The following is an 18,051-nucleotide window of genomic DNA, read 5'->3' on the forward strand; positions in this document are numbered from 1 at the left end:
TCAGCAGCCTGCCAGCCGAGATCGGTCAGCTCACCTCGCTGACATCACTTTACCTCTCTGGCAACGAGGTCAGCAGCCTGCCTGCCGAGATTGGCCAGCTCACCTTGCTGACAGAGCTTGACCTCTCTAACAATCAGCTCAGCAGCCTGCCAGCCGAGATCGGCCTCTTAAGCAACTTGGAACGCCTAATTCTTGAGCAAAATGACTTGCGCGACCTGCCTCTTTCATTGCTTGATCTGAAGAATCTTCAAGAGCTGACACTTCATGATAACATTTTATTGGAGCTTTCCATTGAGATGTTGGGGCCGCATTATGGCGATTCCGATAAGGAAAAAAATCCTCCAGCTCGGCCACAGGAAATCCTGGCCTTCTACTTTGCCCAGAAACGTGGGGCCCGCCGCCCCCTCAATGAGGTGAAGGTGCTAGTGGTGGGGGAGAGCGAAGTGGGCAAGACCTCGCTCATCCGCCAGCTACGGGGCGAAAATCACAACCCCAAGGAGGACAAGACCCATGGCATCGAGAGGCATCGGGTTCCCATGCAGTGCAGCGGTCTAGGTGCGGTTCGACTCAATGTCTGGGATTTTGGCGGGCAGGACATCATGCATGCCACGCATCAGTTTTTCCTGACCCATCGCAGCCTTTATATTCTGGTGCTGGACAGCCGCCAGAACGAGCGCCAGACGCGCATGGATTACTGGCTGAAATTGATTGCCTCGTACGGTGGCGATTCCCCCGTCATCATCGTCTGCAACAAGGCCGACCAGGAAGTGATGCAACTCAACTGGACTGGCCTGCAGCGGGACTATCCACAAATTAAGGGCTTCGCTAGAGAAGTCTGTTGTTACCACTTTGAGGGTACAGACCGCCGCAAGGGCCTTGTGGAACTGAGCCAGCTGATCGCCCAGACCGTCGAAGACCATGTGGCCGAGGTGGACCGACCCATCTTGACATCCTGGCTGGATCTGAAAGACGAGCTGGAAACCGATGGCCGTCCCTACCTGACGCTCGATCAGTATCATTTGTTAGCTGAAAAACGTGGCATCACGATCCGTCAAGATCGGGAGATTCTGCTCAGCCTCATGCATCAGCTCGGCAGCGTGCTGCATTTCAGTGAGCACGCCATCTTTGAAAAGGACAAAGCCCTCGATGCAACTCCCGCCCATGTGGAGGAGTTGAATGTCCTGGATCCAGGCTGGGTCACCGGCGCCATCTACAAGCTGCTCAATGACGCCGATCTCATCCGCGCCGGGGGACGAATGGACCGTGGCAGCATGGCAAGCTCCCTGGCCAAGCTGAAGGGCCATGAGTATCCGGGCAGCAGAAAAGACTTCATCATTGCCATGATGCGGCGGTTTGAGATCTGCTTCGCCTTCGATGGGGAGAGGGACCAGTGGTTCCTGCCGGACCTGCTGCATAAGGATGAGGTAGATACCGGGAACTGGCAAGGTGCCACGACCTTTCGCTACAAATACGAAGTGCTGCCCGGCAGCATCATCAGCCGCCTGATGGTGAGGCTGCATCACCACATCGCCAAACACTGTCTGTGGCGCACAGGGGCTAAGTTTAACCAAGGCCCATGCGAAGCCCTGGTCCGCAGCGATATGGAAAACGCACGAATCGACCTCTACGTGCGCGGAGGCAGCAAGGGCCAAAGGCAGGCTTTCCTGATGCTCATCCGTGGAACGCTTGAGGACATCCACCGCTCTTTCTCGGGTCACCTGGGAGTGGAGGAACAATTGCCCCTGCCAGCGCACCCGGAGGTTTATGTGGACTATGAAAAGTACCTGCTCATGGAAGAGGACGGCACTCTTCTCGATCACGTCAAAGTAAACGGAAAGGTGGAAGAGATTGAGGTGACTGCCGTGCTCAACCAGGCGAGCCAACGACCTCAGCGGAATTCCGAACGGGAACGTCGTAAACCCAAAGACGAGTCCAGGCTGGGGCAGCTTAAAAGAGGCCGAAGCATCCAGTTCCACACTTCCGTTCATCTCGGAGACGTCATTAACAACAACGATCAAAGCACCATGAAAACCATCCACGACGACCACAGCACCGGCAAGACCAGCATCACCGACAGCTTCAAAGGAAACGTCAACAGCCAGGTGGGCCAGACGCTGAGCCAGTGCACCCTCATGGTGCAGCAGCAGACCGCAGGGGAGGTGAAAAGTCTGCTGGAGAGCCTAACCAAGGATGTCAAAACGCTGATCGAAAAGCTGCCTGAGGACAAGCAGGAGGAAGCGGCCACCAACCTGGAACTGCTGACCAAGGCCGTCACCATCGCCAAGCCCAACCGCGCGTGGTACTCGGTGTCTGCCGAAGGGTTGATTGAAGCGTCGAAGTTTGTTAAAGATTTCACGGGCAACATCGCGGGCACGGTGGGGCAGTTGAGGAAGCTGGTCTTCCCAGACTAAACCGCCCGGAGCGCTCTAGCCCCCCTGAAAATGTTGACGGACGCCCACGAGAAGCGTTCATTTAGCATAGCCATCGATATGAAAACCCTTTCCATCCTCGTCCTGCTCACCTGTTTTCTGCCTTTGGCCTCCCAGGCGGAGCTGGCGCTGGAGGTCCCGCTCATTGAGCTGAAGCCCAAGCCCCAGGATGAATCCGTCACCACCACCTTTGTTTTTCATAACAAAGGCACGAAACCGGTGCGTGTCCTCTCCATTGACAGCGCCTGTTCCTGCTTGAGCGCCGCGCTGGACAAAGCCATTTACCAACCCGGTGAAAAAGGCACGGGGACCGCAGAATTCCAGGTTTCCAGTTTCGTCGGGAGGCATGAAAAATCTGTCCATATCCAGACCGATGATCCAGACCAGGCGGAGTGGATTGTCCCATTTATGCTGGAAGTGCCCGAAGTCATCCGCATTGAGCCGAAGACCCTGCAATGGTGGATCGGCGACGAGGCCCAGTCGAAGACCGCCAAGGTCATCATGACTGGCGAGGTCCCCATGGCCATCAAGGGCATCACCTCCACCCGCGAAAATGTGGAGTATAGCTGGAAGGAAATCACCCCCGGCCGCGAATACGAAGTTACCGTCAAGCCCAAGAACACCACGGATGTCATGCTCGGTGCCTTGAGGATCGAGACCGATAGCACCATCCCCAAATACCAGCGCCAGATGGCCTTCTTCTCCGTGTATAGAAAGCCCGCCTCCCAGCCATGAGCGCATCTGTCCTTCAGGCTGCCCTGCTCGTCGTACTCGCCGCAGGTGCTGCTGCCATCACTCACGCAGTTCATCCCCGCGCCCCGGCCCTGTATCTGAGCGAGGCCCCGCTGCGGGAGGATGAGGTGAGTTTAAAACAGATCCAGGAACGCTGGCAGGGCGATGTCATCTGGCTGGATGCACGTCCGCAGGAGGTCTTTGAAAAAGGCCATATTCCAGAAGCGCGGATGCTCAATGAACAAGGCTTTCAGGAGCAACTCCTGGAACTGCTGGATGTGCTTCAGACAACAGATAAACCCGTCATCATCTACTGCGGGGGCGAGAAGTGCGAAGCCAGCCGCACCATCCGTGAGAAACTCCTCCCCCTCGTGCCCCTGGAGCATTGTTATATCCTCAAAGGCGGCTGGCCTGCCTGGCAGGCTGCGCAGAAATAGCCCCCTCTCGAATGCCGCTTCTGCCCCTCCATCAAGCCCACGACTACCGCGCCCTCATGGCCCGCTGGCGTGGCCTCGCAGGACGGCTGAAAGTGAAGTTTCAGACCCTCACCGAGGTGCAGGGAGTCAAAGTCCACTGGCTGGAAACAGGCCACGGGGATGAACCCGTCATTTACCTTTCCTCCGGCGTGCATGGGGATGAGGTGGGTGCCGCTTGGGGCTTGCTCTTGTGGGCGGAGGAAAACGAAGCCCTCCTGCTCAAGCATCGCTTCCTCATCTTCCCCTGCCTGAACCCTTTCGGGCTGATGCTCAATACCCGTGCCGACCATCATGGCCAGGACCTCAATCGCCGCTTTCATATTGAGGATGACGATATCTGCGGCCCCTGGCGCAGGCTCATGGTCGGCCGCTCACTCGGCATCGGCCTCTGCCTTCATGAGGACTATGATGGCCAGGGCTGTTATGTGTATGAGCTCAGCCACCACCGTCAGGCATTAAGCCAGGACATCATGGCCAATCTCCGAACCTTGCCGCCGGATCCCCGCAAGTCCATCGATGGTAGCCGGGCTGTGCTGGGTGTCATTCGGCGTAAGAAAGTGCCCCTCCGTCTTCCTGGCTTGCCGGAAGCCATCGTGCTCCACCAGCTCGGCTGCGAGACCACGCTCACTTTTGAAACACCTTCCGAATTCAGCCTGGATGACCGGGTTCAAGCGCAGGTGGAGTTTGTGAATGCGGTCTTGTCAGCCGCGCAGATCCTTTAATACTGCGGCATGACCAACCCTGTCCGCCGGATGCCGGGCCTGTGCCTGCTGCTGCTGGCCATGCTGCTCAGTGCCTGCTCCTCCATGCCTCAGGCCCAGCCGCGTCCAGAGCTCCGGCCGCAGGAATGGGTGAGCTATGATGGCAAGGTCATGCCCTCGCAGACTTGGGCTGTGCCGGTCGGCAGCAAGCCGCGCGGCATCGTCATCGCAGTGCATGGCCTCAGCGGGGCCTCATCGGACTACTGGCTCCTCGGCGAACGACTCCCGGCAAAGGGATACACCGTCTATGCCTACAATGTTCGCGGGCAGGGGAAGGACCCCGTCATTGCGGACCGTGGGGATATCAAGTCATCACGTCAGTGGCTGCGGGATCTGGAGACGTTTCACCTGCTGGTACGTCGCCAGCATCCCGGCGTGCCCGTCTTCTGGTATGGCGAGAGCCTGGGCAGCCTCATCTGCCTGCACACCGCCGCCAGCCGCCTCAATGCCCGGCAGGATCCCGCAGGCATCGTGCTGGCCTCCCCCGTGGCCGGGCTTAAGGTTACCGTCTCCGGTTTCAAACGCTTCCTTTTGGAAACCGCAGCCACTTTGTCGCCTCGGTCACGTTATTCGTTAGGCGATCTGGCCGGCGTGGATGAAAAGAACATCCAGGTCACCAACAAAACGACCCATGGCTCCCAGATGGCGGTGACGGAGCATCACATCAGCAGCTTCACCCTGCGCCTGCTGACGGAAATTGGCGGTCTGCTGGATACGAACCCGAATGCGGCCAAGCGGCTGCGCATGCCGGTGCTCTTCCTGGCCACGCCGAATGACATCCTCTCCTCTCCAGATCAGGTGCAGACCCTTTTCAGCCAAGTGCGCTCGCCCAGCAAGCGGCTGCTCTGGTACACCCGCAGCTATCACCTGTTGCTGCATGATGTACAGCGGGAGGAGGTGGCGCAGGATCTGGCCCGGTGGCTGGATTTGCGGGCACGCTAATGCCTAACGAAAAGCGTGTTTGATGGGGCTGCGGGCTGCTGGCCCCAGGGTGCCGCCTTTCAGGAAATCCGGCATTAGCAGAGGTGCCGGGGCGCGTCCGGGGCCACCGTCACCAAAGGTGGTGATCAGCCGGGCCAGCTTCTTGGCAAAGGTCTCCGCACTGCGCCGGTAGCGGGTCGGTTCTGGGTGCAAATGCTGGAGGAAAGGCTCATCATCCCGGGAAATCAGGGACATCTGCCCAGGGATACTGACGCCCTGCTGCAGCAACCAGGTCAGCGTGGTGGCGAAGTGCTCCGCGCGCAGCACAAACAGGGCCGTCGGGGCTGCCTGCGCAGTGATGACCTGGCGCAGGCTGGCGATCACCCCCTCCGTCGTATCATTGTGCGTGGCCACCTCCACCCTCGCCTCGCCTGCGCCTTCGCGGAAACCGGCGATGCTTTCGGCATCCCCGGCCAGTTGCGCACGCGGCGTCAGGATGACAAGGTGCCGGTGGCCCAGGGCAGCGAGTCGGGCTGCGGCATGGCGGGAGGCCGCACGATAGTCCGTATCCACCTGCGGTAGGGAGCTGCCCTCATGCCGCGTCCCGGCGATCACGGCACGCATACCCTGTTTTTCAAACCATTGCTGCATGTTGGCCGTGGAGCGGTGGAGTATAAACACAGCACTGGATTGCTCCGCTGTCAGGCCTTCAAGTATATGCCCAGGGGAGCGGCGGTAGGCAGCGGATTCCACCCTCACCTGCATCTTCCATCCAGCTCCGGCCAGTCGCATACGCAGGGCTTCCATCCACAGAAGAGTGGAGGAGGCCAGCGCGTGGTAGGGGATGCCTAGCAGCAGCACGGCCAGTTGCGTCGGGCTGTCAGTGGGTGGATGGACGGTGCCGGTGACTTCGCGGCGGCGGCCGGACTGGGTCTTCAGGAGGTTTTCGGCCTCAAGCTGGGCCAGCGCGGCCCGGATGGTATTGCGGCCCACTTGAAGCTGCCGGGCCAGCTCCATCTCCCCCGGTAGCAGCCGGGGCCAGGCTCCCGCCAGCAGCCGCTCACGTAGAAAGGCCGCAGCCTCTGCCGCACGTGAAGCACGCCGGGGTAGGGCAGGGGCAGTCTCCAGGCTCATGGATGCACATCACTTGCTTACACCCGCCCAACCGCCACCGATGGCGCGCAGCATCTGGACCGTGGCGGTGAGACGCTGACCATCCAATTGGGCCAGGGTCAGTCGGGTGGTCAGGACAATGCGGTCCGCATCCACCACTTCAAAATAACTCGCCAGCCCCTTCTCATAACGCAGGCGTGACAGGCGGCTGGTTTCCTGGGAGGAGGCGACCGCCGCCGCGACGGCAGCCCGTTGTTTGCTGAATCCTTTGAGGTCCAGCATGGCATCTTCCACCTCTCTCAGGGAAGTCAAAATAGTCTGTTTATAGCTGGCGAGGCTCTCGTCATACCTCGCTTGGCTGGCGCGCAAGTTTCCGCGCAGGCGACCCCCTTGAAAGATGGGCAGGGTGACCTGAGGACCGATGCTTCCCACGCGGCTGTTCCATTCCAGGAAATCTTCAGCGCCCAGGCTTTCGAGACCGCCGCTGCCGGTCAGGCTGAATGCGGGATAAAAGCTGGCTTTGGCCACGCCGATGTCAGCATTGGCAGCGCGGAGGTTTTGCTCCGCAGCGCGGATGTCCGGGCGGCGTTGCAGCAGGCTGCTTGGCAGGCCGGCAGGAACGCGGGGCGGTGCGGGCAAACGACGGTTTTTACCCAAGCGAAATTCAGCCGGGATCTCTCCACAAAGGACAGCCAGGGAATGCTCGATGGCCCCGCGCTGTCGCTCGATAGCCGCGAGGTCGTTCTTGGCCAGTTCCAGCTCCGTGCGCGCACGGGCCACATCCATTTCATTGGCCAGTCCCCCTTCAAAGCGGGACTGTTGCAGGCTGCGGGCCTCTTCACGCAGGGAGATAGTTTCGCGCAGTACCTGTTCCTGATTGTCTAGTGAGGCCCCCAGGAAATAACTGCGGGCGACTTCGGCCGCGATGACCAGCCGTTGGGCGGTCAGGTTGTCAAAAGCGGCATCCTCACGGGCACGTGCACCCTCCACCCGGCGCCGGACTCGGCCCCAAAGATCCACCTCATAGTTCAAGCCTAACAGAGTGGAATAACTGTCCCGCTCCAGATCAATGCCTCCTCCTCCCCCACCGACCCCGCCGATGCCCCCGGCTCCGCCTCCCCCTCCCCCCTGTCCACCACCTATCAGATTGTTTTGAGACAGCCGGTTAAAAGTGGCAGTGCTCTGCAAATTAAGCTGGGGAAACCAGTCCGCCCTCTCCACACCCGTGAGTGCGCGCGCCTGCGCCACTCGGGCCTCACTCCCTCGCAGGTCCTGGTTGTTCACCAGCGCCCGCTCCACCAGGCCATTGAGAGTGCGGTCTTTAAACAGTGTCCACCATTGGTCCGGCACGGGCAGGTCAGAGATATCCGTGGTCTGCTTCCAGCGTGAGGAAAGCCCCAGCAGCGGCCTTTCATAATCCGGCCCGACGGTACAAGAGGCGGCTGTCAGCATCACCGTACCCATCAGGGCGATCCGGGAGTGCCTGGACAAGGACGAAGTCAGAAGGGGGAAACTGAAAGGCATGAGAGGATGATTAGAGATCGTCTTGGAAACATTATTCGCTCTTTTTTTTCGATTCGCACCTCGTAAAGACTTCTCTGATCACCGTGGCCGTAGCCTGTAAAATGCCCGCTTCTTGGCACAGGCACAGAAGATACTGCTCTTCTCGCTAGCGGGAAGCGGGATTGGCTACACCCACAGGGAGGGCAGGTTTATACAAACAGCTCCTTGATCACCTTGCCGCCGTTCACGAGCTGTACCGGACGCCCCGTGCTGGTATGCAGAGTCTGATGCGGATCAATGCCCAGCTTGGTATAGAGCGAGACGGCAAAGTCCTCCGGCGAATAGATGTTCTCCGCAGCATAATAGCCTTTGGGGTCGGTCGCGCCGACGATCTGTCCGCCAGGGATACCGGCACCAGCCATCACCACGCTCATCGCGCCTGGCCAGTGGTCACGCCCAGCATCTTTATTCACCTTCGGTGTCCGGCCAAATTCGCCCAGACAGATGACGAGCGTGCTATCCAGCATGCCGCGCTGGTCCAGATCCGTGATCAGGCCGCTGAGACCCTGGTCCAGCTTTGCCGCATAGCTGTCTTTAAATGTCTTGAACAAACCCCGATGATGATCCCACCCACCCCAGTAGGCGACGGTGAATGAGACCCCCACCTCAGCAAGACGACGTGCCAGCAACAAGCGCTGACCGAAGTCATGCTCGCCATAAAGTTTGCGAGTCGCTTCCGGTTCCTGGCTCAATTCAAAGGCTGCCTGCGCAGTGTCCGAAGTCACCAATTCCATGCCTTGCTGGTAAAACTGGTCAAATCCCACAGTCGGGTCTTCCGCCGCCTGATGGGTGATGCGTTTCATCTTGTCCAGGGAGGCACGCAGGCTGTTGCGGCTGAGCGCACGGCCCTCGCTGATGTCCTGGGGAATCGCCAGATCACGCACGCGAAAAGTTTTGCTGTTAGGGTCCCCGCCGATCACGAAAGGGGCATGCTGCGCACCCAGGAAATTGGGACCGCCGGAGCGTGAGACATTCGGCAGGCTCATGTAACCTGGCAAGCCACCGCGCACGCCACGCTCATGGGAGACCATGGATCCAAAGGAAGGATGAAAGGAGACGAAGGCACCGCAACCGACCGGCACCGGAGTCGGCGTGCCGGTCATCAGGTAATGATTGCCGCCGCCGTGGTTGGGATCCTTGTGGCAGATCGAACGCACCACGGTGAACTTGTCGAAACTTTTGGCCAGTTTCGGCATCGTTTCACAAAAGTGCACACCAGGGACGCTAGTGGGGATGGATTTAAACTCGCCCCGGATTTCCTTCGGAGCATCCGGCTTGGGATCGAAGGTTTCGTAATGTGAGGGTCCCCCGTCCAGCCACACAAGGATGCAGTTGATCTGGTCCGGGCTGGCCTTGCCACGCGCGGCCGCAGCCTGGGCCCGCAAGGCCAGGATGTCTGAAAAGGCCACACCCCCAATGGCACCCAAGCCAAGCTGGAGGAAATCGCGGCGGCCTACGCCAGCGCAGTTGTATCGGGGGCCATTCATCACTGCCTGAACCTACGCAGGTGCAGGCATGCATCTTGCGGGGCGTTTTTCGGATGACCCACGCCGCAGGTGCAGTGGGATGAGATTCCTCACAGCTTGCCCTTGCCCCGTGGCAGGGATGGCGTTTCCTCAGCAATTATGAAGGCACTCTGGTTTTTGCTTCTTTCCACCCTCACCCTCACCGCTGCCGAGACGCTGCATGTTTATACTTGGGCCGACTACATCTCGCCAGATATCGTGGAGAAGTTTGAGGATAAGAACGATTGCCGCGTGGTCATTGACACCTTCGATTCCAATGAGGCCATGTTTGCCAAACTGAAGGCTGGTGCAGCCGGTTATGATGTTATTTTTCCCACCACGTATATGATCCAGGTCATGGTGGCGGAGGGCATGCTCAGCAGCCTGGATGCAGCCGCCCTGCCTAACATGAAGCAGGTGGATCCAGCCGTAGTGGAGAAAATCGGCAACGGGGGCATGAAGCACAGTGTTCCTTATACGGTAGGTTATGCCATCACCGCCTATCGCAAGGACAAGGTGACCACCGCCCCGGCTTCCTGGACTGCCTTTACACAACCGGCGCTGGCGGGACGCATGACCCTGCTAGATGACATGCGCGAGACCATCGGCGCAGCTTTAAAAAGCCTCGGCTACAGCATCAATACCCGTGATGAAAAGCAGCTCGCCGAAGCGCAGCAGGTGCTCCTGGGCTGGAAAAAGAACATCGCCAAATTCGATAACGAGGGGTACAAAGCCGGACTGGATTCAGGGGAATTCCTGCTGGTGCATGGCTACAGCGGTGACCTTTTCCAGGTAGCGCAGGAAAACAGCAAGGTAGGCCTGCTCATCCCGCAGGAAGGCGTGACCATGAGCTGTGATGAAATGGTCATCCCGAAATCAGCCCCCAAACCTGCCCTCGCCCATGCGTTCATCAATTTCCTACTGGACCCAGAGATCGCGGCGGAAAACATGGAGTGGATGGGCTACCTCTGCCCCAACCCAGATGCTCTGAAAAAAGTCAGTCCCGAGTTTTTACAAAATCCGGCGGTCATCATCCCGGAGGACATCAAGGCTAAAAGCGAGGTCATCCAAGACGTGGGCGCGGATCTGGCGAAATATACCCGTGTATGGGATGCTGTGAAGAAGTGAAGGTCCTCACAGCTCCAGCCAGGCGACTCCGGGATAACGGGTGCAGAGGGTGTGGATCTCTTCCGGACTCATAATCATGAAAGCCGTCGAAAGCGCATCGGAAAGGGCCGCCGTGGGGGCCAGGGCGTAACTGCGTTTCTCCTGGACGGGCACAGGCCGTAGAGTCCGCGGGTTCATGAGGTGTGCGCCCTGCACCATGAATCCGCTGCCGCTTAGCGCCTGATCCCGCAGGGTTTTTTCCAGCGCACCCTCCGCCAGTGTCACTGGCCAGGCTTCCTCCCCAGAGGGACCGTCCAGCGCCAGCAGGGTGCTGTCCCCTGCATTGAGAAAAACACGGCTGATTTCCCAATCCTGCAAAATCTGCACCGCCTGATCCAGCGCGTAACCTTTCCCCACAGCTCCCAGGTCAAAGACCATGTGGTCCGCCAGTGCGCGCACTCGGCAGCCATCTTCCTCCAGTTCAAAAAGCTCGCTGCCGATGCTCTTGCGTGCCAGGGCCAGCCTTTCCGCCTCCGGCTCATGCAGGCTGCCATCCGGGCTGCGCCAAAGCTGCATGAGCGGGCCGATGGTGATGTCAAAGGCACCGTCCGTCTCTGCATGGACACTTTTAGCCAGATTCAGGCAATCCCAGGCGGCCAGGGAAACGGCCAGACTTTCGCCGGCGCGCAGGCGATTTAGACGGGAGATTTCACTGGTGGGGCGGAAGCGGCTCAGCTCATCCTCCAACCGGTCGATCTCCGCAAACACCGCCTCTGCCGCCTGGGCCGCATACGTTGCATCCACATCGTCCTGCGCAATGATGATCTCAAAAGCGGTGGCCATGGCCTCATGGCTGAAGCGATGATAATCCGTCATGGCTGCGGAAGTGGCACCAGGGTACTGCCCGGCATCGCTGGGAGGGAAGGGGAAAAGCTCGGCGGGGCAGAAAGCGTGCCCTCCGGCGGCAGCGGCGGCGGGGCATTATTGGCAGGCTGGACAGAATCCAGTGGGGCAGGGGCGGGGACTGGCTCTGGAGCCGGAGCGACTGGTTTCTTGAGCAGGAGAGTCAGAATGATTCCCGGGCGCAGGCCGAAGGGGTAATGCTCCGTATAGGCATCCGCAGGTAACCGCGTTTTCACTTCATCATAAAATTCTGCGTCAGCCACGATGACATCCGCATCCACTGTTTCAGGGACGGTTTCCTGATAACCGACGTTTTTCCAAGTCCGCCAATACCACGGCAGCGGCCAGCCGGAATCCCGAGTGATGACCTGGATCTTCACCTCGGCGTCCTGTTTTTTAACGTAGGCCTCCACCTCGCCCATCATTTTCAGCAGGCTTTTCTGAGTATGCGAATAGACGTATGGGTTGCGGGCATCGGCTGAATAATCGAACTGCGGATTCCCGCTAGTCCCGGTCAGGCGCATGCTTTGCAGGCACAAATGCCAGATGCCCACCAGCAGACCTATATTAAACAGCAGTCGCATGAACTTGCCGGGCATGACCCTGGACCACATGGCCGCAGCACCCACGCCCGCCAGCAGAGTCAGCGAATGCTGGGCGCTCAGGATGGACCAGGGCGTCTTGTAACTGAGAATCGAATAACCTCCCAGCAGTGCCAGGGTATAAACAGAGAGAAAGACGAGAAAGGGCTGCCGACCTGGGGTCTTTTGAAAATCACCTGCCACGGAATAAATCATGCCGATGACGGCTAAGCCGCAGATCAGGGCCTCGCTCCAAACGAGGGTGTCCTTGTGCCAAAAAAGCAGCATCAGATAGTAGTGCCAGGGCTTCTCATGCCCGCTGCCGCCGCTACGCTCTAAATAATTCAGGTACGTGGTGAAACTGTCCTGTACGTTATGCCAGTCGCGGAAGCCATTGGAATAAGCGGCCACGGAGACCACAGCCGCCGGAATAGCCACCCAGAGCCAGGGGCGGGATGGGCGCCCTTTGCTACGGGAGGGGCCAATACGGAAACTGCTGCTTTTGCGCGGCTCGAATTCGCCCACCATGGAGCGTGCGGCTGCCCAGCCGACAAACGCCGCAGCGACATTCAAAACAAACGTTTCCTTCGTGGCATGCTGAAAACCCAGAGCACAGCCGCCCACCAGCAGCCAAAGCCGGGTGCCTCCTTGCGAATATCGCCAAAAACAACCGAGGCTGAGCGAGACCAGCAGCACCAGTTGCATCTCCATGATGAAATAGCGGCTGTAAAAAACCATCATGGGGGAAACTGCCGTCAGCAGCATGGCCACGGCGGTGCCATACCTCCCCAGGGCATCTGCAAAAAGCAAGGTCGTCAGCAGAACCCCCATGCCACAGAGCACGGCGACTAAACGCAGGTCTGCCTCAGTCCAGGTCTCAGGCGCACCCCACCCTGTCATCTTTCCCCACAGCATACTGGTCTGATGGAGACCAGGGCCGTGGAAATCGCTCGGATCATATTGGAAGTGTCCGGTATTCCAAAACTCGCCCAGCTTAACCCCGAGGATGGCTTCATCCGTATGCATCGGCCTCAGGTCCAGTCCCGCGAAGCGGTAATGAGATGCCAGACCGAGGGCCAGGAAGACCAGGAGAAGGAATGCGACCAGGGAGAGGGTGACTTCTTTGCGGGGGGGCATGCTCCTTTATGATGGCGGCTCTCCGTCCACGTGCCAGCGGGAATATTGCAATAGAATATGCTTCTATCAGGGGGAGAGAACGGGTGCGACCTCTTGGGATCAGAAAAAATGCAAAAATATCAATTTTAAACTTGCACGGTTTTAGACTCTGAACCATAATCACGGCCCGCCGAAAAGCGGGTGTAGCTCAGTGGTAGAGCACTTCCTTGCCAAGGAAGATGTCGCGCGTTCGAATCGCGTCACCCGCTCCAGTTCTAAAATCAAAGAACTGGAGGCCCTCCTCAGCCCCTTTATACTCATCCATGTTCGTTTGGTCCAAGCTGTCGTCTGAGAAATGGAGTGATGCCTGGGAAGAAAGATTCGCCGGAAATCCAGCACTCAGTTTGGTCATCACCACCGTGCCGGGACGCACGACCATTCGGGTAGAAGCTTATGCTGAAAAGCGACGCGATGTTACTGCTGTGCAGAAGATGTTTGGTGGCAGCGTTAGGGAGATTAAGAACCGCAACTGGGCGGCCCTATCATCGGAGCCGCTTCCACCCATTCAGGTACGGGGAAAGCTGGTCGTTTGCAGTGCCCGTACTGTGGCTGAATACAAAAAAGCACAGAGCCTTCATGCGGGTAAACAAGTCATTGCTATCCCTGCGGATATGGCTTTCGGCACCGGGCACCACGCGACGACGGCTACAGTTCTTCGCATGCTCGTAGATGCGGCCTCACCTCTCCTGGATACAAAATGGAAAATGGCGGACCTCGGCTGCGGCAGCGGGATCTTGGCGATCGCGGCAGCTAAGCTGGGAGCCTCCAAAGTTTGGGGCTGCGACTTTGACCCAAAAGCTGTCGAAGTTTCCCAAGAGAACGCCATTCGCAATGGCACTCCGGACATTAAGTTTACCGAGACGGATGTACTCAAGTGGAAAGCCAAGGAGCAATACGACATCGTCATTGCCAATATCTTCTATGACATTTTAGAAGCAGGTTTTCCTCAGATCGTCCGGGCTGTTCGTCCGGGCGGCACTCTCATGGTCTCCGGCATCCTCAAATCCCAGGCTGCACCTTGCTTGGCTGTCGCTTCTGACTTGGGTGTTACTTGGGACCGCATCGTCACCCGTGGCAAATGGGTTTCCGCCTCCGGCACGGTTCCCGCCTAAAACTGGGGTTCCTCAAAGGCTGAAACGATCTGCGGGTAATCAGTTAACTGGACCAATTGGATACTGTAGCGGTGGGCAATCGCGTCCGCTTCGGATTCAGGATAGTCATCCCGGTAATAGACCTGCTTGACCCCATAAGCGCAGAGCATCTGCATGCAACTCGTGCAGGGTTTCGTCGTACAGGCCACCAATCTGACATTCCCTCGGGTGAAAAGGCTGCACAGATTCACCTCCGCATGCAGCATGTATTTCCGACGCTCGTCTCGGTCGCTCCAAAAATCGGGTGTGGCATCATAGCCCGGAGCCAGTCCGTTATACGCCGTGCCAATAACACGATTATCAAAGTCGATCGCCACAGCCCCGACTTTTCGAAAAGGGTCTTCAGAGCGCAGACTGGCCACGTGGGCCAGAGCCATCGCGTACTCAGGAATGGTGAGACGGGTGCGTGAGGTGGGCATCGCCTGACTGAGGCGGGTCCGTGTAAATCGTCAATAAAGAAGGCTTAAAGGCGAATAATTATGACAAGTGTTCAATTGAGTGCTTGATAAATATGTTCATATGAACTTAAATCCTGTTCATCCACCTTATATTATGAACCAAATGCGCCAGACCAAACTCTCCCGCCTCTTTCGTCATCTCAAACATGTCATTCATGCAGATGAAGGTACTCTAGTTCGCCGCCGTGATTTGCTCTCAAGCCGACAGGGAGATGTGCAGCTCGAGCTAGATTTAGGGGACGGACGTTCTTTGCTGAGCCGTCAAAAGTGGTTGGAAATGGGTGTCCCCGGTGAATCGTCAACTTGTTGATGGTGAAGAAGCTGAGTGCCAGCGGAAGGGTTCTGAATGCGTGCAAAAGTGGCTCCAAGTGATAAAAATGTGACATTTGCAATGTGTCATCGGCTCATTAGGTCGTTTTTAGTATAGACAAGCGGGGCCGCAGTTGCTTTTATAAACTTTTTAGCGAATCGGAATTTATCGCCCCCCCACTCCGTTCTTCACCTTTACGTATGACAGCACGCCCACTTTTCCTTCATCGTTCGTCGTTGATCGCCATTGCATTAGGTGCGGTGCAGTTGATGAGCCTGTCTTCGGTTTTTGCTCAGTATGGTGCGTCACCTACACAGACCGGCTTGTTTTTCGATGATCTGCGCGCACGCCAAAAGGCGGAAAAAGCAGCCACGACTGACGATACACGGGATGGCGACGTGACGTATGATTACGACAGTGGCGTTTACCGTGCCAATGATGACGGTGGAGACACCATGGGGCGGCGCACGACGGATTATGAATCTGCACGTGAGGTCAGCCGTCCCTCCGTACGCAGTGGCAGCAGTGCCTTCGCTGCTCGCACGGTCGGGGACTATACGAACTACGCGGGGCAGTACACTTCGCCGACGGGCTTTTTCGCCCCCACCTACATTTCAGATCCTTTCCTGAGCGGCCGCCGCAACGTGCGTCTTGGGCCTATCAATGTCGGTTTTGGCCTCTACCAGGGATTCGAATACAATGACAACGTTAACCGTTCGGGGACTAACCCTGAGGAAGACTTCATCAGCACCACTCTTCTGAATATTGATGCGAACTATCAGATCACGCAGAACAACCGTCTGTCCCTGAGCACGGCCATCGGATTCGACCACTATTTTAATAACCCTGATCTGGCTCCGTATGGTGGTGGCGATTTCGTCCTGAACGTCCTGCCTGGCAGTACCCTGGCCTTCGATATCAAAGCCGGCCCGGTTTACATCACCATCTACAATCGCACATCGGTCCGTCCAGCCGCGCGCAATGACTTTGCTCTGACTCGCAGCCAAGTCTTCGGCGTGCTGCAAAACGACACGGGTGTGGCTGCCAACTGGCGCATTAATTCCGCCTGGACTCTGGCGATGAACTACATGCATTCCATTGCCAGCCCGCTAGATACTGAGCAAAATGACGGAGTCGATCCCGTGGATGACACCAACAATTTCGGACGCACCACAGACTCCCTGCACGGTTCCCTTTCTTTCAGCCCCAGCGGCACCTGGGTGCTGGGTGCAGAAGGCGGTATCACCAGCCTCAAGTATGACGGTCGCTTTAATAATGATGGTACTCTCCTCAATGCCGGTGCCTTCCTGGTGATACCTGTCGGCGACAAGACTTACATTCGCCTCGCCGGTGGATATCAGCACTTTGAATTCAAAGATATTGCCACTCTGGCTGATGGGACCTTCCCTCGTATTGGGCCTGTTCCCGCCACGGCTGCTCCTTTGACCAACGAAGATAATTCTGACCTGAGTGATTTCTACTACGGTGTCACCATCAGCAACCAGCTCAATTCACGGGTGAGCCAGTCTCTCAATTTCGGTCGCGAATCTTCTCTGAATGTGACGTCTAACTACATCACATCGAACTACATCAACTATGGCATGTCCATCATCGCTTGGAAAGGCAGCCGTGTTTCTCTAAGTGGATACTATGAACAGGCAGAAGGGTCCGGGGGTGTCTATGCTCAGGAATTGAGCCAGTATGGTCTGGATGCTTATCTGTCACATCGCATCAATTCCAAAATCACGGCCGGTTTCGGTTACCACTTTGGGCGCACGGATACAAACGCTGTGGGTGACAAAGCCATTCGTGGTAACTTCGACCAGCATGCTCTGAATTTCGATATCACCTATGCTCTTTCTCCCAAGTCTAGCATGGTGCTCGGGTATCGGTTTTTCATGACCGATGTCACCACTGGGCCGAGGTTTGATGACCAGGACTTTGAGCAGAATCGCATTATCCTGGGCTTCAATTACAACTTCTGATTTTTACTGAGTTCGTTTTTCGTTCCTGTTCGTTATTCAATTTAGATCTCCATGTTTGTTACACGCACATGCGCTTTTTTGCTGATTGCTTCAGCTTCTGTCGGTCTGGCTCAGGATCCCGGCTTTCGTGAAATTGATGACCGGCGTCCTGCCGCTCCGGCACCCGCTCCGACGGGGGATGTCGCCCGTTCTGCGGCTGTGCTCAATTCCATGGATGTGCTGGATGACAGTCAGGTCATTGAGTCTGGAGACCTCATCAGCATGCGCGTCGTGGAGGATCGTGGTGCCCCCCAGCAGATGCGTGTGGGTGCGACAGGAGAAGTGAATGCTCCCCACATTGGGTTGGTCAAAGCAGCAGGACGTACTTGCAGACAGCTCGCCTACGAGGTGAAGCGTCGTCTCGAAATGAATTACTACAATTCCGCGACCGTCGTCGTGGCCATTGACTTGAAGCGTCAGGACGATCCAAACGCTCGTGTGCGTTACGGCAGCTCAGAAATTGATTTCTTTACCGTCTATGGCCAGGTGCTGCGCCAGGGAAAATACGAACTGCCAGCGGATGAAGATATCACCATCAGCCAGGCCATTCTGCGCGCTGGCGGCTTTGCCCAGTTCGCTAATCCACAGCGTGTGAAGCTGGTTCGCAAGACTCCTCAGGGTAACAAGACCATTCTGGTCAATCTTGACAGCATCATGCGTCAGGGAAATCTTGATTTTGACGTCTATATTCGTAACAATGACGTGCTGATTGTGGACGAGAAGAAAATCAATTTCTAAGCGCAAGAGGGGCTTGGGGAGACCTCTGACCTGTGCGTGTATCGTTTTTTAAGTGCAGGCAGCTCTGCAACATGGCATCCTGACCATCTGCGTGGCACCAGCA

Annotated in this window: 16 protein-coding genes and 1 tRNA gene; 11 read left to right on the forward strand and 6 right to left on the reverse strand. The window is 57.4% G+C overall.

All coding sequences use genetic code 11. From position 1 onward, the window contains the following. The 5 genes from EI77_RS06305 to EI77_RS06325 all read left to right on the forward strand — a co-directional run. Positions 1–2,411, forward strand: a 2,411-nt coding sequence (locus EI77_RS06305; RefSeq protein WP_208300290.1) for a COR domain-containing protein, incomplete at its 5' end; no start/stop codon positions are given. Positions 2,412–2,489: 78 nt separating this feature from the next. After that, positions 2,490–3,164, forward strand: a complete 675-nt coding sequence (locus EI77_RS06310; RefSeq protein WP_166647077.1) for a DUF1573 domain-containing protein — start codon at positions 2,490–2,492, stop codon at positions 3,162–3,164. Next, entirely contained in the window at positions 3,161–3,598 is a 438-nt protein-coding gene (locus tag EI77_RS06315) for a rhodanese-like domain-containing protein (protein WP_133793946.1), read from the forward strand. The genes EI77_RS06310 and EI77_RS06315 overlap by 4 nt, the downstream gene beginning before the upstream one ends. Before the next feature lie 11 nt (positions 3,599–3,609). Beyond that, positions 3,610–4,359, forward strand: a complete 750-nt coding sequence (locus EI77_RS06320) for a M14 family metallopeptidase (RefSeq protein ID WP_133793947.1) — start codon at positions 3,610–3,612, stop codon at positions 4,357–4,359. Positions 4,360–4,368: 9 nt separating this feature from the next. Then, a complete protein-coding gene (locus EI77_RS06325) occupies positions 4,369–5,340 on the forward strand; it encodes an alpha/beta fold hydrolase (RefSeq protein WP_133793948.1) in 972 nt (323 codons plus the stop codon). A 3-nt stretch (positions 5,341–5,343) separates the two neighbouring features. Here the strand turns inward: EI77_RS06325 and EI77_RS06330 are convergent, their stop codons facing one another. From EI77_RS06330 to EI77_RS06340, 3 genes are all read right to left on the reverse strand, one after another. Continuing rightward, entirely contained in the window at positions 5,344–6,453 is a 1,110-nt protein-coding gene (locus EI77_RS06330; RefSeq protein WP_133793949.1) for a substrate-binding domain-containing protein, read from the reverse strand. Positions 6,454–6,462: 9 nt separating this feature from the next. Continuing rightward, a complete protein-coding gene (locus EI77_RS06335; RefSeq protein WP_133793950.1) occupies positions 6,463–7,956 on the reverse strand; it encodes an efflux transporter outer membrane subunit in 1,494 nt (497 codons plus the stop codon). Between the two features lie 188 nt (positions 7,957–8,144). Next, positions 8,145–9,482 carry a DUF1501 domain-containing protein gene (locus EI77_RS06340; RefSeq protein WP_133793951.1) on the reverse strand — a complete coding sequence of 446 codons (1,338 nt, stop codon included), beginning with the start codon at positions 9,480–9,482 and terminating at the stop codon, positions 8,145–8,147. Positions 9,483–9,620: 138 nt separating this feature from the next. On the opposite strand from EI77_RS06340, the gene EI77_RS06345 reads away from it, so the two are divergent. Next, the gene (locus EI77_RS06345) at positions 9,621–10,628 is read left to right on the forward strand and encodes an ABC transporter substrate-binding protein (RefSeq protein ID WP_133793952.1); all 1,008 of its coding nucleotides are present in this window, start codon (positions 9,621–9,623) and stop codon (positions 10,626–10,628) included. A gap of 6 nt (positions 10,629–10,634) precedes the next feature. On the opposite strand, the gene EI77_RS06350 is transcribed toward EI77_RS06345, so the two are convergent. Together EI77_RS06350 and EI77_RS06355 are read right to left on the reverse strand one after the other, a co-directional pair. Next, the gene (locus tag EI77_RS06350; protein WP_133793953.1) at positions 10,635–11,483 is read right to left on the reverse strand and encodes an FAD:protein FMN transferase; all 849 of its coding nucleotides are present in this window, start codon (positions 11,481–11,483) and stop codon (positions 10,635–10,637) included. Beyond that, positions 11,480–13,228, reverse strand: a complete 1,749-nt coding sequence (locus tag EI77_RS06355) for a flippase activity-associated protein Agl23 (RefSeq protein WP_133793954.1) — start codon at positions 13,226–13,228, stop codon at positions 11,480–11,482. Before EI77_RS06355 ends, EI77_RS06350 begins: the two co-directional genes overlap by 4 nt. A 176-nt stretch (positions 13,229–13,404) precedes the next feature. Between EI77_RS06355 and EI77_RS06360 the strand changes: the two genes are divergently transcribed. Then, positions 13,405–13,479 (forward strand) — tRNA-Gly (locus tag EI77_RS06360). A gap of 51 nt (positions 13,480–13,530) precedes the next feature. Continuing rightward, on the forward strand, positions 13,531–14,379 hold the full coding sequence (locus tag EI77_RS06365) for a 50S ribosomal protein L11 methyltransferase (protein ID WP_133793955.1): 849 nt from the start codon (positions 13,531–13,533) through the stop codon (positions 14,377–14,379). Here EI77_RS06365 and EI77_RS06370 read toward each other — a convergent pair. After that, on the reverse strand, positions 14,376–14,837 hold the full coding sequence (locus EI77_RS06370; RefSeq protein WP_208300291.1) for a cytidine/deoxycytidylate deaminase family protein: 462 nt from the start codon (positions 14,835–14,837) through the stop codon (positions 14,376–14,378). The two genes, EI77_RS06365 and EI77_RS06370, sit on opposite strands and share 4 nt — an antisense overlap. A gap of 79 nt (positions 14,838–14,916) precedes the next feature. On the opposite strand from EI77_RS06370, the gene EI77_RS23295 reads away from it, so the two are divergent. The 3 genes from EI77_RS23295 to EI77_RS06380 all read left to right on the forward strand — a co-directional run bounded on the left by EI77_RS23295 (position 14,917) and on the right by EI77_RS06380 (position 17,948). After that, on the forward strand, positions 14,917–15,186 hold the full coding sequence (locus EI77_RS23295; protein WP_166647078.1) for a hypothetical protein: 270 nt from the start codon (positions 14,917–14,919) through the stop codon (positions 15,184–15,186). Positions 15,187–15,386: 200 nt separating this feature from the next. Beyond that, positions 15,387–17,171: a porin family protein gene (locus EI77_RS06375; protein WP_133793956.1), complete on the forward strand. Its 1,785-nt coding sequence runs from the start codon at positions 15,387–15,389 to the stop codon at positions 17,169–17,171. Between the two features lie 51 nt (positions 17,172–17,222). Next, complete coding sequence (locus EI77_RS06380; RefSeq protein ID WP_133793957.1) at positions 17,223–17,948, forward strand: polysaccharide biosynthesis/export family protein; 726 nt, start codon at positions 17,223–17,225, stop codon at positions 17,946–17,948. Positions 17,949–18,051 lie beyond the last annotated feature (103 nt).

Origin of the sequence: Prosthecobacter fusiformis, assembly GCF_004364345.1 — a bacterium.
GTDB lineage: Bacteria > Verrucomicrobiota > Verrucomicrobiia > Verrucomicrobiales > Verrucomicrobiaceae > Prosthecobacter > Prosthecobacter fusiformis.

What these genes read in the sequence shown, in the direction of transcription:
- EI77_RS06310 (WP_166647077.1), top strand. Translation starts at nt 2,490, where the DNA reads ATGAAAACCCTTTCCATCCTCGTCCTGCTCACCTGTTTTCTGCCTTTG.
- EI77_RS06315 (WP_133793946.1), top strand. Translation starts at nt 3,161, where the DNA reads ATGAGCGCATCTGTCCTTCAGGCTGCCCTGCTCGTCGTACTCGCCGCA.
- EI77_RS06320 (WP_133793947.1), top strand. Translation starts at nt 3,610, where the DNA reads ATGCCGCTTCTGCCCCTCCATCAAGCCCACGACTACCGCGCCCTCATG.
- EI77_RS06325 (WP_133793948.1), top strand. Translation starts at nt 4,369, where the DNA reads ATGACCAACCCTGTCCGCCGGATGCCGGGCCTGTGCCTGCTGCTGCTG.
- EI77_RS06330 (WP_133793949.1), bottom strand. Translation starts at nt 6,453, where the DNA reads ATGAGCCTGGAGACTGCCCCTGCCCTACCCCGGCGTGCTTCACGTGCG.
- EI77_RS06335 (WP_133793950.1), bottom strand. Translation starts at nt 7,956, where the DNA reads ATGCCTTTCAGTTTCCCCCTTCTGACTTCGTCCTTGTCCAGGCACTCC.
- EI77_RS06340 (WP_133793951.1), bottom strand. Translation starts at nt 9,482, where the DNA reads ATGAATGGCCCCCGATACAACTGCGCTGGCGTAGGCCGCCGCGATTTC.
- EI77_RS06345 (WP_133793952.1), top strand. Translation starts at nt 9,621, where the DNA reads ATGAAGGCACTCTGGTTTTTGCTTCTTTCCACCCTCACCCTCACCGCT.
- EI77_RS06350 (WP_133793953.1), bottom strand. Translation starts at nt 11,483, where the DNA reads ATGACGGATTATCATCGCTTCAGCCATGAGGCCATGGCCACCGCTTTT.
- EI77_RS06355 (WP_133793954.1), bottom strand. Translation starts at nt 13,228, where the DNA reads ATGCCCCCCCGCAAAGAAGTCACCCTCTCCCTGGTCGCATTCCTTCTC.
- EI77_RS06365 (WP_133793955.1), top strand. Translation starts at nt 13,531, where the DNA reads ATGTTCGTTTGGTCCAAGCTGTCGTCTGAGAAATGGAGTGATGCCTGG.
- EI77_RS06370 (WP_208300291.1), bottom strand. Translation starts at nt 14,837, where the DNA reads ATGCCCACCTCACGCACCCGTCTCACCATTCCTGAGTACGCGATGGCT.
- EI77_RS06375 (WP_133793956.1), top strand. Translation starts at nt 15,387, where the DNA reads ATGACAGCACGCCCACTTTTCCTTCATCGTTCGTCGTTGATCGCCATT.
- EI77_RS06380 (WP_133793957.1), top strand. Translation starts at nt 17,223, where the DNA reads ATGTTTGTTACACGCACATGCGCTTTTTTGCTGATTGCTTCAGCTTCT.